General features: G+C 39.9%; 15 protein-coding genes. 8 read left to right on the forward strand and 7 right to left on the reverse strand.

The window, feature by feature from the left end; genetic code table 11:
• Nucleotides 1–17: 17 nt before the first annotated feature.
• Both envZ and ompR read right to left on the reverse strand, forming a co-directional pair.
• Entirely contained in the window at nucleotides 18–1,331 is a 1,314-nt protein-coding gene (gene envZ / locus QL998_RS13360; protein ID WP_024604498.1) for a two-component system sensor histidine kinase EnvZ, read from the reverse strand.
• Between the two features lie 5 nt (nucleotides 1,332–1,336).
• The gene (gene ompR, locus QL998_RS13365; RefSeq protein WP_024604499.1) at nucleotides 1,337–2,056 is read right to left on the reverse strand and encodes a two-component system response regulator OmpR; all 720 of its coding nucleotides are present in this window, start codon (nucleotides 2,054–2,056) and stop codon (nucleotides 1,337–1,339) included.
• A 195-nt stretch (nucleotides 2,057–2,251) separates the two neighbouring features.
• On the opposite strand from ompR, the gene greB reads away from it, so the two are divergent.
• The 4 genes from greB (at nucleotide 2,252) to QL998_RS13385 (ending at nucleotide 6,287) form a co-directional block, all read left to right on the forward strand.
• Nucleotides 2,252–2,731, forward strand: coding sequence for a transcription elongation factor GreB (gene greB, locus QL998_RS13370; protein ID WP_007584978.1), 480 nt, complete (start codon nucleotides 2,252–2,254; stop codon nucleotides 2,729–2,731).
• Nucleotides 2,732–2,847: 116 nt separating this feature from the next.
• Complete coding sequence (locus QL998_RS13375) at nucleotides 2,848–3,159, forward strand: hypothetical protein (protein ID WP_007584977.1); 312 nt, start codon at nucleotides 2,848–2,850, stop codon at nucleotides 3,157–3,159.
• Nucleotides 3,160–3,209: 50 nt separating this feature from the next.
• Nucleotides 3,210–3,791, forward strand: a complete 582-nt coding sequence (locus tag QL998_RS13380; RefSeq protein WP_024594284.1) for a CBS domain-containing protein — start codon at nucleotides 3,210–3,212, stop codon at nucleotides 3,789–3,791.
• Nucleotides 3,792–3,959: 168 nt separating this feature from the next.
• Nucleotides 3,960–6,287 carry a Tex family protein gene (locus QL998_RS13385; RefSeq protein WP_024594285.1) on the forward strand — a complete coding sequence of 776 codons (2,328 nt, stop codon included), beginning with the start codon at nucleotides 3,960–3,962 and terminating at the stop codon, nucleotides 6,285–6,287.
• 70 nt (nucleotides 6,288–6,357) lie between these two features.
• Here the strand turns inward: QL998_RS13385 and QL998_RS13390 are convergent, their stop codons facing one another.
• The 3 genes from QL998_RS13390 to bioH all read right to left on the reverse strand — a co-directional run bounded on the left by QL998_RS13390 (nucleotide 6,358) and on the right by bioH (nucleotide 8,360).
• On the reverse strand, nucleotides 6,358–7,218 hold the full coding sequence (locus tag QL998_RS13390; RefSeq protein WP_170072829.1) for a putative metalloprotease CJM1_0395 family protein: 861 nt from the start codon (nucleotides 7,216–7,218) through the stop codon (nucleotides 6,358–6,360).
• Nucleotides 7,219–7,223: 5 nt separating this feature from the next.
• Entirely contained in the window at nucleotides 7,224–7,532 is a 309-nt protein-coding gene (locus tag QL998_RS13395; RefSeq protein ID WP_149594701.1) for a hypothetical protein, read from the reverse strand.
• 90 nt (nucleotides 7,533–7,622) lie between these two features.
• Entirely contained in the window at nucleotides 7,623–8,360 is a 738-nt protein-coding gene (gene bioH, locus QL998_RS13400) for a pimeloyl-ACP methyl ester esterase BioH (RefSeq protein ID WP_290192872.1), read from the reverse strand.
• A gap of 74 nt (nucleotides 8,361–8,434) precedes the next feature.
• Between bioH and QL998_RS13405 the strand changes: the two genes are divergently transcribed.
• Nucleotides 8,435–9,112, forward strand: a complete 678-nt coding sequence (locus QL998_RS13405; RefSeq protein ID WP_024599658.1) for a ComF family protein — start codon at nucleotides 8,435–8,437, stop codon at nucleotides 9,110–9,112.
• A gap of 223 nt (nucleotides 9,113–9,335) precedes the next feature.
• On the opposite strand, the gene QL998_RS13410 is transcribed toward QL998_RS13405, so the two are convergent.
• A complete protein-coding gene (locus QL998_RS13410; protein WP_290192873.1) occupies nucleotides 9,336–11,885 on the reverse strand; it encodes a M14 family zinc carboxypeptidase in 2,550 nt (849 codons plus the stop codon).
• A 146-nt stretch (nucleotides 11,886–12,031) separates the two neighbouring features.
• On the opposite strand from QL998_RS13410, the gene nfuA reads away from it, so the two are divergent.
• Both nfuA and QL998_RS13420 read left to right on the forward strand, forming a co-directional pair.
• The gene (gene nfuA, locus QL998_RS13415) at nucleotides 12,032–12,607 is read left to right on the forward strand and encodes a Fe-S biogenesis protein NfuA (protein WP_002959571.1); all 576 of its coding nucleotides are present in this window, start codon (nucleotides 12,032–12,034) and stop codon (nucleotides 12,605–12,607) included.
• A 9-nt stretch (nucleotides 12,608–12,616) separates the two neighbouring features.
• Entirely contained in the window at nucleotides 12,617–12,886 is a 270-nt protein-coding gene (locus tag QL998_RS13420; RefSeq protein WP_290192874.1) for a hypothetical protein, read from the forward strand.
• A 13-nt stretch (nucleotides 12,887–12,899) separates the two neighbouring features.
• Here the strand turns inward: QL998_RS13420 and QL998_RS13425 are convergent, their stop codons facing one another.
• Entirely contained in the window at nucleotides 12,900–14,171 is a 1,272-nt protein-coding gene (locus tag QL998_RS13425; RefSeq protein ID WP_024599656.1) for an MATE family efflux transporter, read from the reverse strand.
• Between the two features lie 42 nt (nucleotides 14,172–14,213).
• Here QL998_RS13425 and QL998_RS13430 point away from each other — a divergent pair, with 42 nt between their 5' ends.
• Entirely contained in the window at nucleotides 14,214–15,251 is a 1,038-nt protein-coding gene (locus tag QL998_RS13430) for a polysaccharide deacetylase family protein (RefSeq protein WP_182196125.1), read from the forward strand.
• Nucleotides 15,252–15,468 lie beyond the last annotated feature (217 nt).

The raw sequence follows: 15,468 nt of genomic DNA on the forward strand, positions 1-15,468 counted from the left end.
TGGGCCCCCTGCATTTACTATGCAGGGGTTGATACCTTTATTGGCAAATATACTTGTGCACTTAAACCGCCTTCTGGGCGGTTTTCTAGTTTTACTTTACCGTCGTGTATATCAACAATGCGTTTAATAATGGCAAGGCCTAAGCCACTACCTTCACTGCCACGTGCAGCATCGCCTTGCTTAAAGGGCTCAAACACAGACTCTAATTCGTTTTCAGGGATCCCAGGACCACTATCGTTTACAGCGATAACTACATATTTTTTGTTTGAATTAAAGTAACTAAGTACTTCAATATCGCCCTCAGAATAACGCAGCGCATTACCAATCATGTTGGTAATTACACGTTTAATAGCCACAGAGCTTAAGGGTATATTGCCTATATTTGGATTACTTTTAAACGTAATAGTACGTTGATGCTGAAGCTCAGAATTTACAACCTCGGCAACTAAAGCATTTATATCTTCGCAACTTAGCTCTTCACGTTTATGGTGGCGTAAATACTCAATAAACTGATCGATAATCCCGTTCATATCTTCTATATCGTAAATAATACCTTCACGAAGATAGTCGTCTTCATCAACCATCATTTCGGTGGCTAAACGGATACGCGTAAGCGGCGTACGTAAATCATGCGATACACCAGCCATTAGTAAACGGCGGTCGTTTTCAAGTGCGGCAATTCCGCGCGACATTTGATTAAACGCGCGCGTTACTTCTATTACTTCTGTTGAGCCTTCTTCTTCTAATTTGGTAGAAAAATCGCCTTTACCTACTTTTACTGCAGCTTGTTGCAGTGCTTTTAATGGCCTATTAAGGTGCCTTGCAAACAACCACCCACCCAGCACACTTAAAAAGCCAATACTTGATAAGTAAAAAGTTAAAAACTCTAAGTTATTCTCTTTAAAGCCTTTAAGCGGTACTTTTACCCAATAACCTGGCGCTTGCGGTGCTTCAACCCAATAAATCAATGGATCAGTTTGGCTAATACGTACACGAGAATAACCACCAAGTTGCTCAGTCATGCTACGCGATAGCATAGAATATTCGCGGCTTTGCCCAAGCCCTTGACGCATCGCTTCGCGCTGAGTCATCACTTCAATGCCGGTAATTTCAAAAAACTTCGCAGATACTTCGTCGTTTATTTCAACGCCATCTTCCCAGTCAATAAATACCGTTTTAATTTGCTTAGCAAGCATCAAGTTAACTTGCTCAATAGTTGGTTTTACAACATAAAAACTAACCGTAACATAAGACACTATTTGATTTATTAGCAACAAAGCCGCCACTAAAAAAACAGTTTGCCCAAAAGCACTGCGCGGAAACATGCCCATAAATATTACTTTCCACCGTCGGGAACAAACACATACCCCAAACCCCAAACGGTTTGAATATATCGCGGATTAGCAGCATCTACTTCAATCATGCGGCGAAGTCGCGACACTTGCACATCAATACTTCGCTCAAGCGCACTGTAATCACGCCCACGCGCTAAGTTCATTAGCTTATCGCGGCTAAGTGGCTCACGCGGATGCGAAACAAGCGCTTTGAGCACTGCAAACTCACCACTGGTAAGCGATATTGTTTTATCCCCTTCACTCATTTCGCGCGTTGCTAAATTAAGCGTAAATTTACCAAAAGCGATTAAGTTTTCTTCAGCAGCAGGAGCACCTGGCACTTCTTTTGCGCGGCGGCGTAAAATTGCTTTTATGCGAGCAAGTAGCTCACGTGGATTAAATGGTTTTGGAATGTAATCGTCAGCGCCAAGTTCAAGACCAATAATACGGTCTACTTCGTCGCCCTTTGCAGTAAGCATAACAATAGGAATTTCATTTTCTTTTTGGCGTAGTCGGCGGCAAATAGATAAGCCATCCTCGCCTGGAAGCATTAAATCGAGAACCATTAAGTGAAAGTTTTCACGCTCTAGGAGTCTATCCATTTGCTCCGAGTTTCCTGCGGTTCTAACAATAAAGCCTTGCTCTACTAAGTAACGTTCAAGCAAACTGCGTAAGCGCATATCGTCATCAACAACTAATACTTTTGTGGTCTCGTGTCCCATAATCTCTTTCTTATTTTTATATCCAATTACTAGTTAATATAAATGAAAAACTTAATAATCAAAAACTAATTACTTGCTTAGATTGTTACTGAACATTTCAAAGCTTCCTTACTCGTACTTTATTACATTTTACGCTCGACAAGTTTTGGCAAATTTAATAACGTGCACACCATTAGAGTTAATAAAGAATTGGCCATGAAAACAAATTTAGTTACCCGCGAAGGTTACTTGCAATTACAACAAGAACACGATCAACTATGGAACGTTAAACGCCCAGAAGTAACAAAAATAGTTAGCTGGGCAGCCAGCCTCGGAGATCGCTCTGAGAACGCAGACTATCAGTACAACAAGCGTTTGCTACGCCAAATTGACCGTCGTGTACGCTATTTACGCAAACGCATACCTGATTTAAAAATCATCGACTACTCTCCCGTTCAAGATGGAAAAGTGTTTTTTGGTGCATGGGTCGAAATTGAAAACGAAGAAGGTGAAACTAAAAAATTCAGAATTGTCGGACCTGATGAAATTTACGACCGAAAAGATTACATATCGATAGACTCACCTATGGCGCGGGCGCTGATTAAAAAACAAGTAGATGACGATTTTGAAGTACCTACTCCTCAGGGTAAAAAACAGTGGTATGTAAACAGTATCGATTACCAAAAAAAGAAATAAAAAGTTTTGATTCAGATCATGTTAACTTTTGATTGTGTAAATTAAACCAATAAGCTATAACTGAATTATTCAAGTTGATTTGTTTAATTTGAAAGCAGTTAATTAAGGTCGTGGTTATGTCAAACATAGTACAGCGCATATTAAATAATGCCGTATTGTTTGCACTTTTAATGAGTGTAAGTTTGACGCTGCATGCCAGTAACACTGAAGTAAACCTTGATAACGCTAAACTATCTAATCACTTTATTGCTTGTGACATTCCTGACCAAGCAAACCTCGATTTTGACGTAGACTCTCACGTTAATACTATTACCTTTAGGTCGCCTCAACCACTTCCTAATGTCGTAGATTCTTTTTATAAGAGCACCAACCTAAACAGACCTTTTAGCACTGCGTACCAACGCGGACCACCTAGCTATTTAATTTAATTCATTATTTTACAACTTAATTAAATTTTATAACTACTAAGGTGACTACTATGTCTAACTTTAAAGAATTACGTACTCAAAATGTTTCTCACGGCGTTATTGCAAGCACATTTGCAGATGACCAACCATTGATTGATTTATCATCTCCAGCACTAAAAATGGTAAATAACTTTACTCAAAAAACGCCCATTCGTGCAGAGCATACAACAACGATTACAGATGCACTTAAACAAGTTAGTGCACAACAATCTGATTTTGTTTTAGTAACCGACGAGAACCAAAAATTGATTGGTCTTGTTTCTAGCGCCGATTTACAAAGCTCTAAAATTACTATTATTGCAGAGCGTTTAAATACCCCACGAAGTGAAGTAAGCTTGCGCGATATTATGACGCCAATTAGCCGACTTACAGGTGTAAGCATGCAAAGTTTAAGCTATGCATGTATTGGTGATGCGCTGCAAACAATGGAGCATCAAGGTGTAATGTTTTTATTAGTAACAACAGCAAGTAGCGAAATTTGTGGTTTAATTTCAGCTCGCCAAATAGCTAAAACATTACATATTCCACTACATATTAGCCCTATTGCTCACTCTTTCAGTGAAGTATTAGAAAACATTGAGCATCCTCACTAGGGCGCTCTTTTAGTTGAATTGATTTACTCCCCTCCCAACCATCTTAAAGCAAGTGAAATAGCTTGCTTTAAGAGCTTTTTATTACTACCTCCTGTGATATTATTCAAGCAATTAACGGCGCCAGTAACACGCTTCTGGTCTTATTTTATTGTATAAAAAGGTTTTTGCATGAGCGATATCTCTGCACGTTTAGCCGGTGAGTTAAACGCACAGCAGCAACAGGTTGTTGCAGCTACAAAATTACTTGATGAAGGCGCAACTGTTCCTTTTATTGCCCGCTACAGAAAAGAAGTTACCGGCGGCCTAGACGACACCCAATTACGCCTTTTAGAGCAGCGTTTATCGTATTTACGTGAACTAGAAGAGCGCCGTAGTTTTATTTTATCGACCATCGAATCGCAAAATAAATTAACGCCAGAGCTAAGTGCCGATATAACCAATGCACAAAGTAAAACTGAACTTGAAGATTTATACCTACCTTATAAAGCTAAGCGCCGTACTAAAGGCCAAATAGCAATTGAAGCTGGTTTAGAGCCACTTGCAGATGCACTATTTAAAGATGCTAACCTTGACCCAGAGCAACAAGCAGAGCAGTTTGTAAATGCTGAAAAAGGCTTTGCAGATACAAAAGCTGTACTCGAAGGCGCTAAATTTATCTTGATGGAGCGCTTTGCTGAAGACGCAAAATTACTTGCTAAATTTAGAAGTCACATAAGCCAAAACGGCGCAATTGAAAGCACTGTAATTAAAGGCCAAGAGCAAGCGGGTGCAAAATACCGTGACTACTTTGAGCATCAAGAACTTCTCAAAAAAGTACCTTCTCACCGCGCGCTTGCTATGCTTAGAGCCCGAAATGAAGGTGTACTTCAGTTAAATGTTAATCCAGAGCCTAGCGCTGAAAATTCAGCGCAACTATGTGCCAACATGATTGCTGACCATTACCGTTTAGATATTAAATATAAAGCGGCAAGTCCTTGGTTATTAAACGTTGTGCAATGGGCGTGGAAAATTAAGTTAGGATTACACCTAGAGAATGAATTTTTTGCAGCAATGCGCGAAAAAGCAGAAGCTGGTGCAATCGACGTATTTGCTAAAAACTTAAAAGATTTATTAATGGCAGCACCTGCAGGCCCCCGTACTACTTTAGGTCTTGATCCAGGCCTTCGTACTGGCTGTAAGATTGCCGTTGTTGATAGCACAGGTAAATTACTAGCTACACAAACTATTTTCCCTCATGCACCACAAAATCATTGGGATAAATCAGTGCGTACGTTAGAGCAACTTTGTCGTCAGCATAAAGTTGAGCTAATTGCGATTGGTAACGGTACTGCATCACGCGAATCAGATAAGTTGGTTGCTGAGCTTATGAAAGCAAACAGCGAACTTAAGCTTAGTAAAATTATGGTTAGCGAAGCGGGTGCATCGGTTTACTCAGCTTCTGAATTTGCAGCTAATGAATTCCCAGATTTAGATGTTTCTATACGAGGGGCTGTCTCTATTGCGCGCCGCCTTCAAGATCCTCTTGCTGAACTTGTTAAAATTGAGCCAAAATCAATTGGCGTTGGCCAATACCAACACGATGTATCGCAAAGCCAATTAGGCCAAAGCCTTATTTCAGTAGTTGAAGACTGTGTAAACTCAGTAGGCGTAGATTTAAACATGGCATCGGTACCGCTACTTACACGCGTATCTGGTTTAAACAAAACATTAGCGCAAAATATCGTTAATTATCGCGATGCTAACGGCACATTTACTAAACGTAGTGAGCTTAAAAAGGTTGAGCGTTTAGGGCCAAAAGCATTTGAACAAGCGGCTGGTTTTTTACGTATTAACAATGGTAGCGATCCTCTAGATAACTCATCAGTTCACCCTGAAGCTTATCCTGTTGTTAAACGTATTTGTGAACGCAATAGCGTCGATGTCAGTAATCTAATTGGTAACAGCGACTTTTTAACTAAACTTGCTGCTAACGATTACACTGACGAAAAATTTGGCTTACCAACCGTTACCGACATTATTACTGAGCTTGATAAACCAGGTCGAGATCCTCGCCCTGAATTTAAAACAGCTGAGTTTAAAGCCGGTGTTGAAAAAATTAGTGACCTAAAACCAGGTATGATTTTAGAAGGCGTGGTTTCAAACGTTGCTAATTTTGGTGCGTTTGTTGATGTAGGTGTTCACCAAGATGGTCTAGTGCATATTTCAGCAATCACGAATAAATTTATATCAGATCCGCGTGAAGTTGTTAAAGCTGGTGATATTGTAAAGGTTAAAGTTGTTGAAGTAGACGCTGCACGTAAACGTATAAGCTTTACTATGCGCTTAGATGACGACATTGACACAAGTAATAAGTCAGCAGCGCCAGCTACGCAAAAACCACAAGCACGTGCTAATAATTCGCAACCTCGCGCTGCAAAGCCTAAACGTGACAACGGTAATGCGTTAATGGGTAATGCATTTGCCGATGCGTTCGCTAATGCTAAAGTGAAAAAATAATACTTGTACAGCTAAGCTAAAACGAAAAAAACCGCGTAAGCGGTTTTTTTGTGTTCATTTTACGAAGTTATTAACCATACGCCGAAAAGCCACTTTCACTTTGTGGTGAACTCGTCATTTGATAAAAATTGGCAATGCGCCCAGCTCGAGCTTCCACATCGGCATCGCGAGATTGCTCTGTATTCGTGTCGCTTTCTGATTCTGCAGTGCTGGTTTCGTTGGCTGAAAGCTTATTACTTTGCTCATCGTCTTCGCTTTGCTCTTCTTCTGGCATCGCAAGTTCAGCTTGAGCAGCTGCCATTTTTTGTGTTGCATCAGCTGCTATTGATCTATCAGCTCCCGATGGTTCTGCAGGCGCTAATGCGGCAGCCCGCACGGTTTGCATCTTATCGATGGTGGCTTGCGGATCATTGGGGACTTCAGATACATCAATTTGTACCTCACCACTTACGGCATAGTTGGTGCCATCTGGACCGCGCTCATAACCATAGCTAGGCGATCCTGCATGTTGCCCGCCAACAGCAGCATGAGCTTGTTCGTGTACACGTACTTCTGTATCACGGGCTTTAAGTTCTTTAATTTGCTGTTGTTCTTGTTCGAGCTGTTGCTCTTCTTGCTCAGTTTCTTGTTGAGACGCTTCTTGTTCGGCATCTTGATCGGCACTCTCTGAATTTTCTGAGTTGCCTTCACGCTGCTCAATTGCTTTATCGTCAGCTAGTTTACCGGTAGCATCGTAAGTAGATACATCACTATTATTGCCTGGAAGTTTGGCTTTTTCAGCATCACTTTGCGCTTTGGTTTCTGTATTGCTTGCGCTACTAGATGCGGGAGCAGGAATAACTTCGCGTAGTTGGTTGTCACGCCGTGCAGTTTCCGTATAAACATTTGCTGTGTTTATATTGATAGACGGAAATGGCGTGACAATATTCATTATTACTAAACTTTAATATCGATTAACGTGCCAAGTACATCATCGGCCGTTTGAATTGATTGCGTGTTTGCCTTAGCATTAAACTCTTCAACTTTTAAGTTAACAAGCGCTTCATCAACACGAGCTGGTTGTGCTACAGGTGCAGTAATAGCTTCTTCAGGGCGTGCTGCGCTAAGCTGACGTTGCTGCGCTAATTGTGCATCATCTTGCTGTTCTATACTGGCACGGTTAATCTCAGCACTGGCTTTTTCAATACCTTGGCTAGCGCGATTAAACCCTTCTACACCACTGTTAAATACAGATCCGATTGGCATATTAAAATCTCCACCAAATAAACATTGTTTAATTATCGCTCAGGTTCTGCTCAAAATAAAGCTTTAAACAGGGCTATTCTTAGCTCTATTTTAAAGCATTGATTTAACGACAGATAAAAACTCACTTTTATGAGAAATAAATGGTGCGTGCGACGCTTTATCTAGTACTTCGTATTCAAACTCAGTATTTAGTACTGACATTTCACTAATTGCTTTATAAGGCACTAAGGCATCAAGTCGACCAAATACTCCTTTGATAGGTACTGGGCAGTGAGCAAATAAATCACGTAAATCGTCGTTTTGTAAAATATCTAAGCCAGTACTCAGCGCTTCGATTTTTGGTGCACTATATTGGTTTAATAATTGTTTAAGTTGCTTTATATCATCACGTGCCGACTCGCTACCCATTGCTTGAATAGCTAAAAAGCGATCTATGGTTTTTTCTCTGTGATTAACTAATTGTTCTTTAAATTGGGTAAGTACTTTTGCTTTTATTCCGGGCCAATTGTCACATTCTGCAAAAAAAGGGGTGGAAGCAATTAAAATTACTTTTGACACTTTTTCGGGCCAATGCTTTGCAATATACAGTGCAAATAAACCACCTAACGACCATCCCATTAAAATAGATTTAGGTTTTAACTGCCCACTTAAAATTACTGCTGCATCATGTAAAGTATAAGGGCTTGGGCAAACAAGGCTATTACCAAATCCCGGTAGGTCAAGGCTACGTACATTTCCTGAATATAAAGACTCAAGTTCTGGCTGTACTAACTGCCATACGCCCTGATTCATTCCCCAACCATGTAATAACACTAACTCATTTTGCATATTTGCCTAACCTTTACCAAACTTAGGCTTATCATAACGTTTAAATAGGTGGTTGTAATGCACGGAGTGAATCAATGAAACAAGCTGTTTTAAATTGGTTATTTCCCTCTTATTGCGTGCAATGTCAAAGCCCGATTACAGCTAATTTAGGGTTGTGTGATTATTGCCTTGAAGATTTACCGTTATTTGATTTTAGTAAGCATAATAATTTACTGCACCGACCCGATATTGTTGAGATGTTTCCTAATTGCGAGTTTGATAAGTTATTTGCCTGCGCTTTTTATCAACCGCCCTTTGAGCATTGGCTTAAACGGCTAAAATTTAGTAACCAAATTCATTATAAAAAAGCATTACAGCAAACTATTAAAAAGCAATTAGCGCAGTTTTTTGAGCAAAGCCCTACCTTGCCCGATACCTTTATTATTTTACCTCTTCATAAAAGCCGATTCATTACTCGCGGGTTTAATCAAGTAAGCCAAGTTTGGCAACCATGTTTAGCTAATTACGCGCCACTGAATAACGTACTTATTCGCAATAAAAAAACACAAGCCCAGTCGGAGCTATCTAAAGCAAAGCGTATTAAAAACTTAAAAAATGCCTTTATTTGTACAGAGGATATGGGCGATAAAACAGTCGCTATTGTTGATGATGTGATGACGACAGGGGCAACATTAAACGCAGCTACTAGTGCACTAAAACAAGCAGGCGCTAAACAAGTGTGGGCTTTTACAACTTGCTTAACGCCTATTTAATTATTAAAAAGTATTATACCAATCCGCAATAATACTTAATCATTTTGTTGGGCTAAACGTACCGCTACCGGCGTTAAAAAATTCTCATTTACGACTGCATGGATGCAGAAGGTAGAGCAATGCAGGAGCAATTGCCGAGACCAACTAAATAGCGAACTTTTTGCCTAGCTATCAACACGTTGTTCCATCCTCAAAGTAGATCACTTAATTATGCAAATTGGTATTATTCGCCATTTGCACGAAACGTATGACCAAAAAATAAAGCATTGCTTAGTAGTCGACTAGTCCCATACCAGTAACCTCTAAATACAGGGTCGTCGGTCATGCCGATTACTGTACCTCGTCCGTACGAGTGTGCAATTAAGCCCGCACCACCAGCAACTTGTTCAACATTAACAGCATCGGTAAAGCCTGCCAATAATGGATTTTTAGTGTAGGTAAGCACATTTACGAACGGCGCACCGGAAGCTTCTAGCAACCAAGTACTGTTTTTGAATACAGGCAATGTATTGCGCTTAAGTGAAAATGTAAGCGGATGAGTTAAATCTACATTAGTATTAACAATAGCACCTGCAATGTGCTGACGCCCTGCTAAATGATCTTTATCACCATAACTTAAACCTGTCGTTTTAAATGCACTCGCTAAATCTTGTCGTGATAGGTAGCTTGCTTTGAGTAATTGCTGATTAGCTAAAAATTTAGCGCCGCCTTTGTGACCCCAAATAACGCCGCCTTTTCTTACCCAGCTTTTAATAGCCACTTTGTCGGCATCAGATAAGCTATTGTAATTGCCATGAGCAAGCACAATATGGCTGTAGTCACTTAATTCGAGTGAGCTTAAGCGATTCATTTCAACAATTGTTGGTGCAACACCTACAAAGCGATCTAAGTAATACCACACTTCACCGACTTCGTACTGGCTTGCGCCTTGCCCGCCAATGAGCAGTACTTTTGGAGCATTAACAACCGCCATTGATCGCGACCCTAAATCGGCCCCTTTGCTTGTTAAGCCTGAGGTAATAGGTTTAATTGCAATACCAAACTCATTTTGTGCTTTATTTAGCAAGGTAATCCAATCTGTATTTGTTTGTAGTCCTGCCGGTATAATAATACTTCCAGGTTTAAAATTAATTTCTTCTGATGTTGATTTAGCCGTTAACGCTTTTAGCGCTACTCGTGCTTTTATACCTTGCTGTAATAGGCTATTTAACATTTTAGGTGCTAAATAATCATCCCACGAAAAACCAAATGCGTAACCCTCGGTGAGTGAAGAAAATGATGGAGTTGCTATTTTTTCCCATGCTTTATCAGCAACCTTTAATCCCCAACTACTTTTAACTTTAGAAAATGGCAGATTAAACGCATGCGCTAATGTCCAGCCTGATACATCGTAAAAAGTATTATCAGTAAAGTTTTTTTGCTCACTAAAAACCGCTTTTACCAAACGGTATTGTGGCTGCGCTAATGGTACAAAGTAGCTATGCGTACTGAAATTCTTACCATCTGCTTTTAATGATTTAGTAAGTGGGTAAGCGTTAACTTGATGCTGCTTTAACAATTCTAAAAAATGCTCAATACGGGTGTTGTCACTTGCACCTTCAACAACATAGCCTTCAAAGCTTTCATCACTGGCTAAATCAGCTGCCTGATTATAAAACTTAGCTTGGTAATCAAGTAAAGCAGTTCGGTTATCAACAGCCGCCTTAAAGGTTGATAAGCTCGTTACTAACTGATTTTTAATAGTAAAAGGAAAAGTCAATGTACCGTTTATGGTTTCTTGCACATGTCCGCGAGAGCTGGCTTGCTCAAATAAAATACCGACACCACCATTTACATCAGGATAGGTTGAACCTTTACCGTAATAGAAGTCATCAAAGCTTTCTTCGGTAAAGTACAGTGCGTTGTTTTTATCTAACGTTTTTGCGTGATAGTTAGCAATCGCTTTGGTTAAAGTTACATTTTCATCCGGTGTTATTGGGTGTTTACGGCTTGGAATACCTGGTTGAAAAAAGTAACTGCTATTAGGCCCCATTTCATGAAAATCGGTTAAGATATTTGGTTTCCACTGATGAAATTTGGCAATACGCGCGCGCGATTCAGGATGTTGTAGTAATAACCAGTCACGATTTAAATCAAACCAGTAATGGTTAGTACGGCTACTTGGCCAGTTTTCAACATGCTCACGGGTTTTAGGGTCACTTGATAAGTTCATGCCTCGGTTACTGTTGGCCCAATTAGCAAAACGAGCGAGCCCGTCAGGATTAAGTGAAGGGTCAAGTAAAATAACAGTGTTGTTTAATAACTCATCAACTTCATCGCCTTGAGCTGCAGCTAAATAATAAGCCACCAGCAATGATGAGTTACTACCTGATGATTCATTACCATGAACGCTATAACCCATCCACACAACAGCGGGTTCATCTTGGGCTTTATCATTATTATTACTTAAACGTGCCAGATGAGCTTGGCGTGTTTGTTCTATATTTGATAACTTATTAGCCGCAGTAATTGTTAGCATTACAAGCGGGCGTTGTTCATGCGTGCGGCCAATCACCTCAAAATTTATACGATCGCTTTTATCAGCAAGTATTTCCATATAACGTACGAGCTGATCGTGTCTCACGTGCCACTCTCCTACTTCGTAACCGAGTACTTGCTTAGGAGTAGGAATTGAAGGGTCAAATTTTACATCTTGTTCAAAATAATACGAAAGTGGCTTAGCTACACTTGAAAAGCTAAGCAACACCACCATTAATGTTAATACCAAACGCATATAAATCACTCAAAAAATGTTCGTTGTTTGCACGCTACCATTGCTTAAAATAGATGCCAACTTTTTATGCTCAACACTAGCCGCAACACGATGAGCGGAGTATGATACGCAGTATCCGAGTAATTTAGTCAAGTATAGATGGTTTTATGATTTCTATTTCCGAAACAGCGCAAGCGCATTTTGCTAAACTATTAGCAGATCAATCACAACAAACCAATATTCGTGTGTTTGTTGTAAACCCTGGTTCATCACAAGCGGAATGTGGTGTGTCTTATTGTCCAGAAGACGCTGTAGAAGCGAGCGATATTCGCCTAAACTTTAACGGTTTTGATGCCGTTGTAGATGCAGAAAGTGCTCCATTTTTAGAAGAAGCTGAAATCGATTTTGTTACCGACAAAATGGGTACTCAGTTAACGCTAAAAGCACCAAATGCAAAGGCGCGTAAAATAGGTGATGATGCATCGTTAAACGAACGTGTACAGCACATGCTAGAAACCGAAGTAAATCCACAACTTGCTAACCACGGTGGTCAAGTAAGCCTTGTTGAAATTACAGCTGCAGGTATAGCTATACTTCAATTTGGTGGTGGTTGTAACGGTTGTTCTATGATCGATGTAACGCTAAAAGAAGGCATTGAAAAAGAAATGATAGCTAAGTTTGAAGAAATCACCGGTGTTGCTGATATAACAGAGCACGAAGCGGGCGATCACTCTTACTATTAGGCCTTTTAAATGCTAAAGCAGCTTATCTATCGCTTAGGGAGCAACCCTAAGCTGAGCTTAAAGCGCTTTTTTCGCGGCTTAGCACTGTTTGTGCTAGCCGTGATATTCATATCTATTGGGTATTACACTCACTACAGCATACAAATAATTGGCGTTATAATTTTACTCCCCGCATTATTTTTTGCCGGTTGGGGCTACTGCGGTATTTTTGCTAATCGTTTTTCACAAGTTTTAAAAGATATGGGCCCTAAACACCACGACCCCGATCTCTGGAAATAAACCATTCATTTATTTAATCTAATAGCTGATTATTTATTTTTAAGTGGTAATATTTAATGATTAATGTAACCCCGCGCATTAACATAAAGCAGCTCATAGCCAGCCATAACCCATTATTTTCCCAGTCTATAAACACCCAAAACACACCAAAAAAACCAACTCCAGCGGAAAGTATCATACTGTTACGCATGTTCTTTGCTCTTGTGAGTCCAACAAAAACACCATCAAACAAAAAGCAGCTCATGGCCAAAATAGGCAATACTATTAGCCATGGCAAATAGTGAGTTGCCTCTTGAATAACCTCTGGCACATTGGTTAAAAGCTTTATTATAGTGCTGCCAAATAATGCAAAAAAAGCGCTATATAACACGCCAAAAAGCATGCCCCAAAATACACTTATTTTAACCCATAGTTCTATATTTTTAACACTTCCTTGGCCTTTAGCTTGCCCTACTTTTGCCTCAGATGCGTAAGCAACGCCATCAAGAGCAAAACTCACCAACATTAGAAAGTTAAGTAAAACAGCATTAGCGGCGAGTGTAGTTTCGCCAATTCGCGCTGCGTAGAATGTCATAAAACTAAAGCATAATTGCAGTATCAAAGAGCGAATAAATATATCTCTATTCAAACTCAATAATTCAGCCATTTTGCTAATACTTAGCCAATTCGGTACATTTAGTTCAATACCTTGCTTTTTAGCTAATTTAACCACTAAAAACAGTGCAAATACTAAAGCCGTATAATCAGCAATAAGTGAAGCCCACGCAGCGCCTGCAACTGCCCAATCTAAATAAACCACAAAACAAATATCGAGCACTATATTAACGATATTAGTGACGAGTAATAAATAAAATGGACCTCGACCATAATGCACACCAAGCATCCAACCCAGTAACACTAAATTACACAATGCTGCTGGAGCACTAAAAATACGAATGCTAAAATACTGATACGCTTGGGCGAGTACATCGCCATTGGCGGCGGAGAGATAAGCAATAGCGTGCTTTATTAATGGGGATAACACAATTAATAGCACAGCCACTGCGCTTGCAAGTAATAGGCTTCGTTTAAGTAAAGCGGCAAGTTGGGTTAAATCGTTTTTTCCGTACGCTTGTGCCACGAGTCCTGTGGTGCTCATTCTTAAAAAACCAGCAAGCCAAAATAAAATAGATATAACTGCAGAGCCAAGGGCAATACCCGCTAAGTAATGAGCGCTTCCTAAGTGCCCAATTACAGCAGTATCAACAATTCCTAACAACGGCACTGTGATATTTGATAGTATCATCGGACCCGCTAACAACAGCAAGCTTTTATGGTGTGCCTTATTATGTATAAGAAATTGTTTCATTTAGTATTGTTTATCCTCATTAGTATATCTGTGCGGGCTCAAGCAGCCGTTATTTTACAGTATCATCATGTTAGTGAAACCCTGCCTGCTGTAACGAGCGTTAGCGCGAATACTTTTACTAAACATTTAAGCTATTTAAAAGAGCACAACTTTAACGTTATTCCTCTTAATGAGTTAATAAGCGCGCTTCAGCAAGGTGAAACCTTACCTGATAAAACTGTCGCTATCACCTTTGATGACGGTTATAACAATAACTATGAACAAGCTGCACCTATTTTAGAAAAGTTTGGCTACCCGTACACTATCTTTGTAAATCCTAAATTAATAGACGAAGGCATGAGTTACGTAATGGGGTGGGGTAAGCTCAAAGAATTATCTAAAAAAGGGGCATTAATAGCCAATCATAGCGGACAACATGATTACTTACACCTTAAGCTTGAAAACGAAACTGATGCGCAATGGCAATCACGTATTAAGCAAGATATTCTTAGCTCTCAAAAGCGTATAAAAGAAGAAATAGGCCACGACTATAAATACTTAGCATACCCGTATGGTGAGTTTAATAACGAGCTGCAAGCACTTGTGACAGAGCTTGGTTTTGTGGGTATTGGTCAGCACTCCGGCGCTGTAAATAAAGATTCTAATTTTAGCCGCTTACCACGTTTTCCTGCATCAGGCTTTTACAGCAAACTAGAAACTCTTATTACTAAGCTTAACTCACGCGCATTTAATATCACCAATTTAACTTATCAAGATAGCGTTACACAACAAAATCCACCCGCACTCACAATTGAATTTAATATGGGTGATTTCCATAAGAGTCAATTTGCCTGTTACGTATCAAGCGTAGGACAAGCTGATTTAAAATGGATAAATAAAAATACAGTTGAAATAACCTCACCAAAAGTACTTAATGAAGGGCGCTCTCGCTTTAACTGTACTGCCCCTTCTATTTCAAGTCCTAGTGATTATTTTTGGTTTTCACAGCCTTGGGTAATTGAAGCGCCTAAACCTTAACTGCCTGATGTAATGTCGCTGGGTTATTTTATTAACTACTCTAGAGCACATCGAGTAGGGTGAGGCTTATGCCTCATCCCTCTCACAGAACCGTACGTACGGACCTCGTATACGGCTCCTGTACCCTTCACATTTTATCAACTTATTTCCTAAACGCTGATAAAGCAAGCCATCCCGCATTCACTTTTTCTATTGGATATAAACCAAGCTCCTCAAA

The sequence above is a fragment of the Pseudoalteromonas sp. APC 3691 genome, assembly GCF_030408135.1.
In the GTDB taxonomy this organism is placed as follows: domain Bacteria; phylum Pseudomonadota; class Gammaproteobacteria; order Enterobacterales; family Alteromonadaceae; genus Pseudoalteromonas.

What these genes read in the sequence shown, in the direction of transcription:
- QL998_RS13395 (WP_149594701.1), bottom strand. Translation starts at nt 7,532, where the DNA reads ATGCCAATCGGATCTGTATTTAACAGTGGTGTAGAAGGGTTTAATCGC.
- QL998_RS13425 (WP_024599656.1), bottom strand. Translation starts at nt 14,171, where the DNA reads ATGATACTATCAAATATCACAGTGCCGTTGTTAGGAATTGTTGATACT.
- QL998_RS13405 (WP_024599658.1), top strand. Translation starts at nt 8,435, where the DNA reads ATGAAACAAGCTGTTTTAAATTGGTTATTTCCCTCTTATTGCGTGCAA.
- QL998_RS13410 (WP_290192873.1), bottom strand. Translation starts at nt 11,885, where the DNA reads ATGCGTTTGGTATTAACATTAATGGTGGTGTTGCTTAGCTTTTCAAGT.
- greB (WP_007584978.1), top strand. Translation starts at nt 2,252, where the DNA reads ATGAAAACAAATTTAGTTACCCGCGAAGGTTACTTGCAATTACAACAA.
- ompR (WP_024604499.1), bottom strand. Translation starts at nt 2,056, where the DNA reads ATGGGACACGAGACCACAAAAGTATTAGTTGTTGATGACGATATGCGC.
- QL998_RS13420 (WP_290192874.1), top strand. Translation starts at nt 12,617, where the DNA reads ATGCTAAAGCAGCTTATCTATCGCTTAGGGAGCAACCCTAAGCTGAGC.
- QL998_RS13390 (WP_170072829.1), bottom strand. Translation starts at nt 7,218, where the DNA reads ATGAATATTGTCACGCCATTTCCGTCTATCAATATAAACACAGCAAAT.
- QL998_RS13375 (WP_007584977.1), top strand. Translation starts at nt 2,848, where the DNA reads ATGTCAAACATAGTACAGCGCATATTAAATAATGCCGTATTGTTTGCA.
- nfuA (WP_002959571.1), top strand. Translation starts at nt 12,032, where the DNA reads ATGATTTCTATTTCCGAAACAGCGCAAGCGCATTTTGCTAAACTATTA.
- QL998_RS13430 (WP_182196125.1), top strand. Translation starts at nt 14,214, where the DNA reads ATGTATAAGAAATTGTTTCATTTAGTATTGTTTATCCTCATTAGTATA.
- bioH (WP_290192872.1), bottom strand. Translation starts at nt 8,360, where the DNA reads ATGCAAAATGAGTTAGTGTTATTACATGGTTGGGGAATGAATCAGGGC.
- QL998_RS13385 (WP_024594285.1), top strand. Translation starts at nt 3,960, where the DNA reads ATGAGCGATATCTCTGCACGTTTAGCCGGTGAGTTAAACGCACAGCAG.
- envZ (WP_024604498.1), bottom strand. Translation starts at nt 1,331, where the DNA reads ATGGGCATGTTTCCGCGCAGTGCTTTTGGGCAAACTGTTTTTTTAGTG.
- QL998_RS13380 (WP_024594284.1), top strand. Translation starts at nt 3,210, where the DNA reads ATGTCTAACTTTAAAGAATTACGTACTCAAAATGTTTCTCACGGCGTT.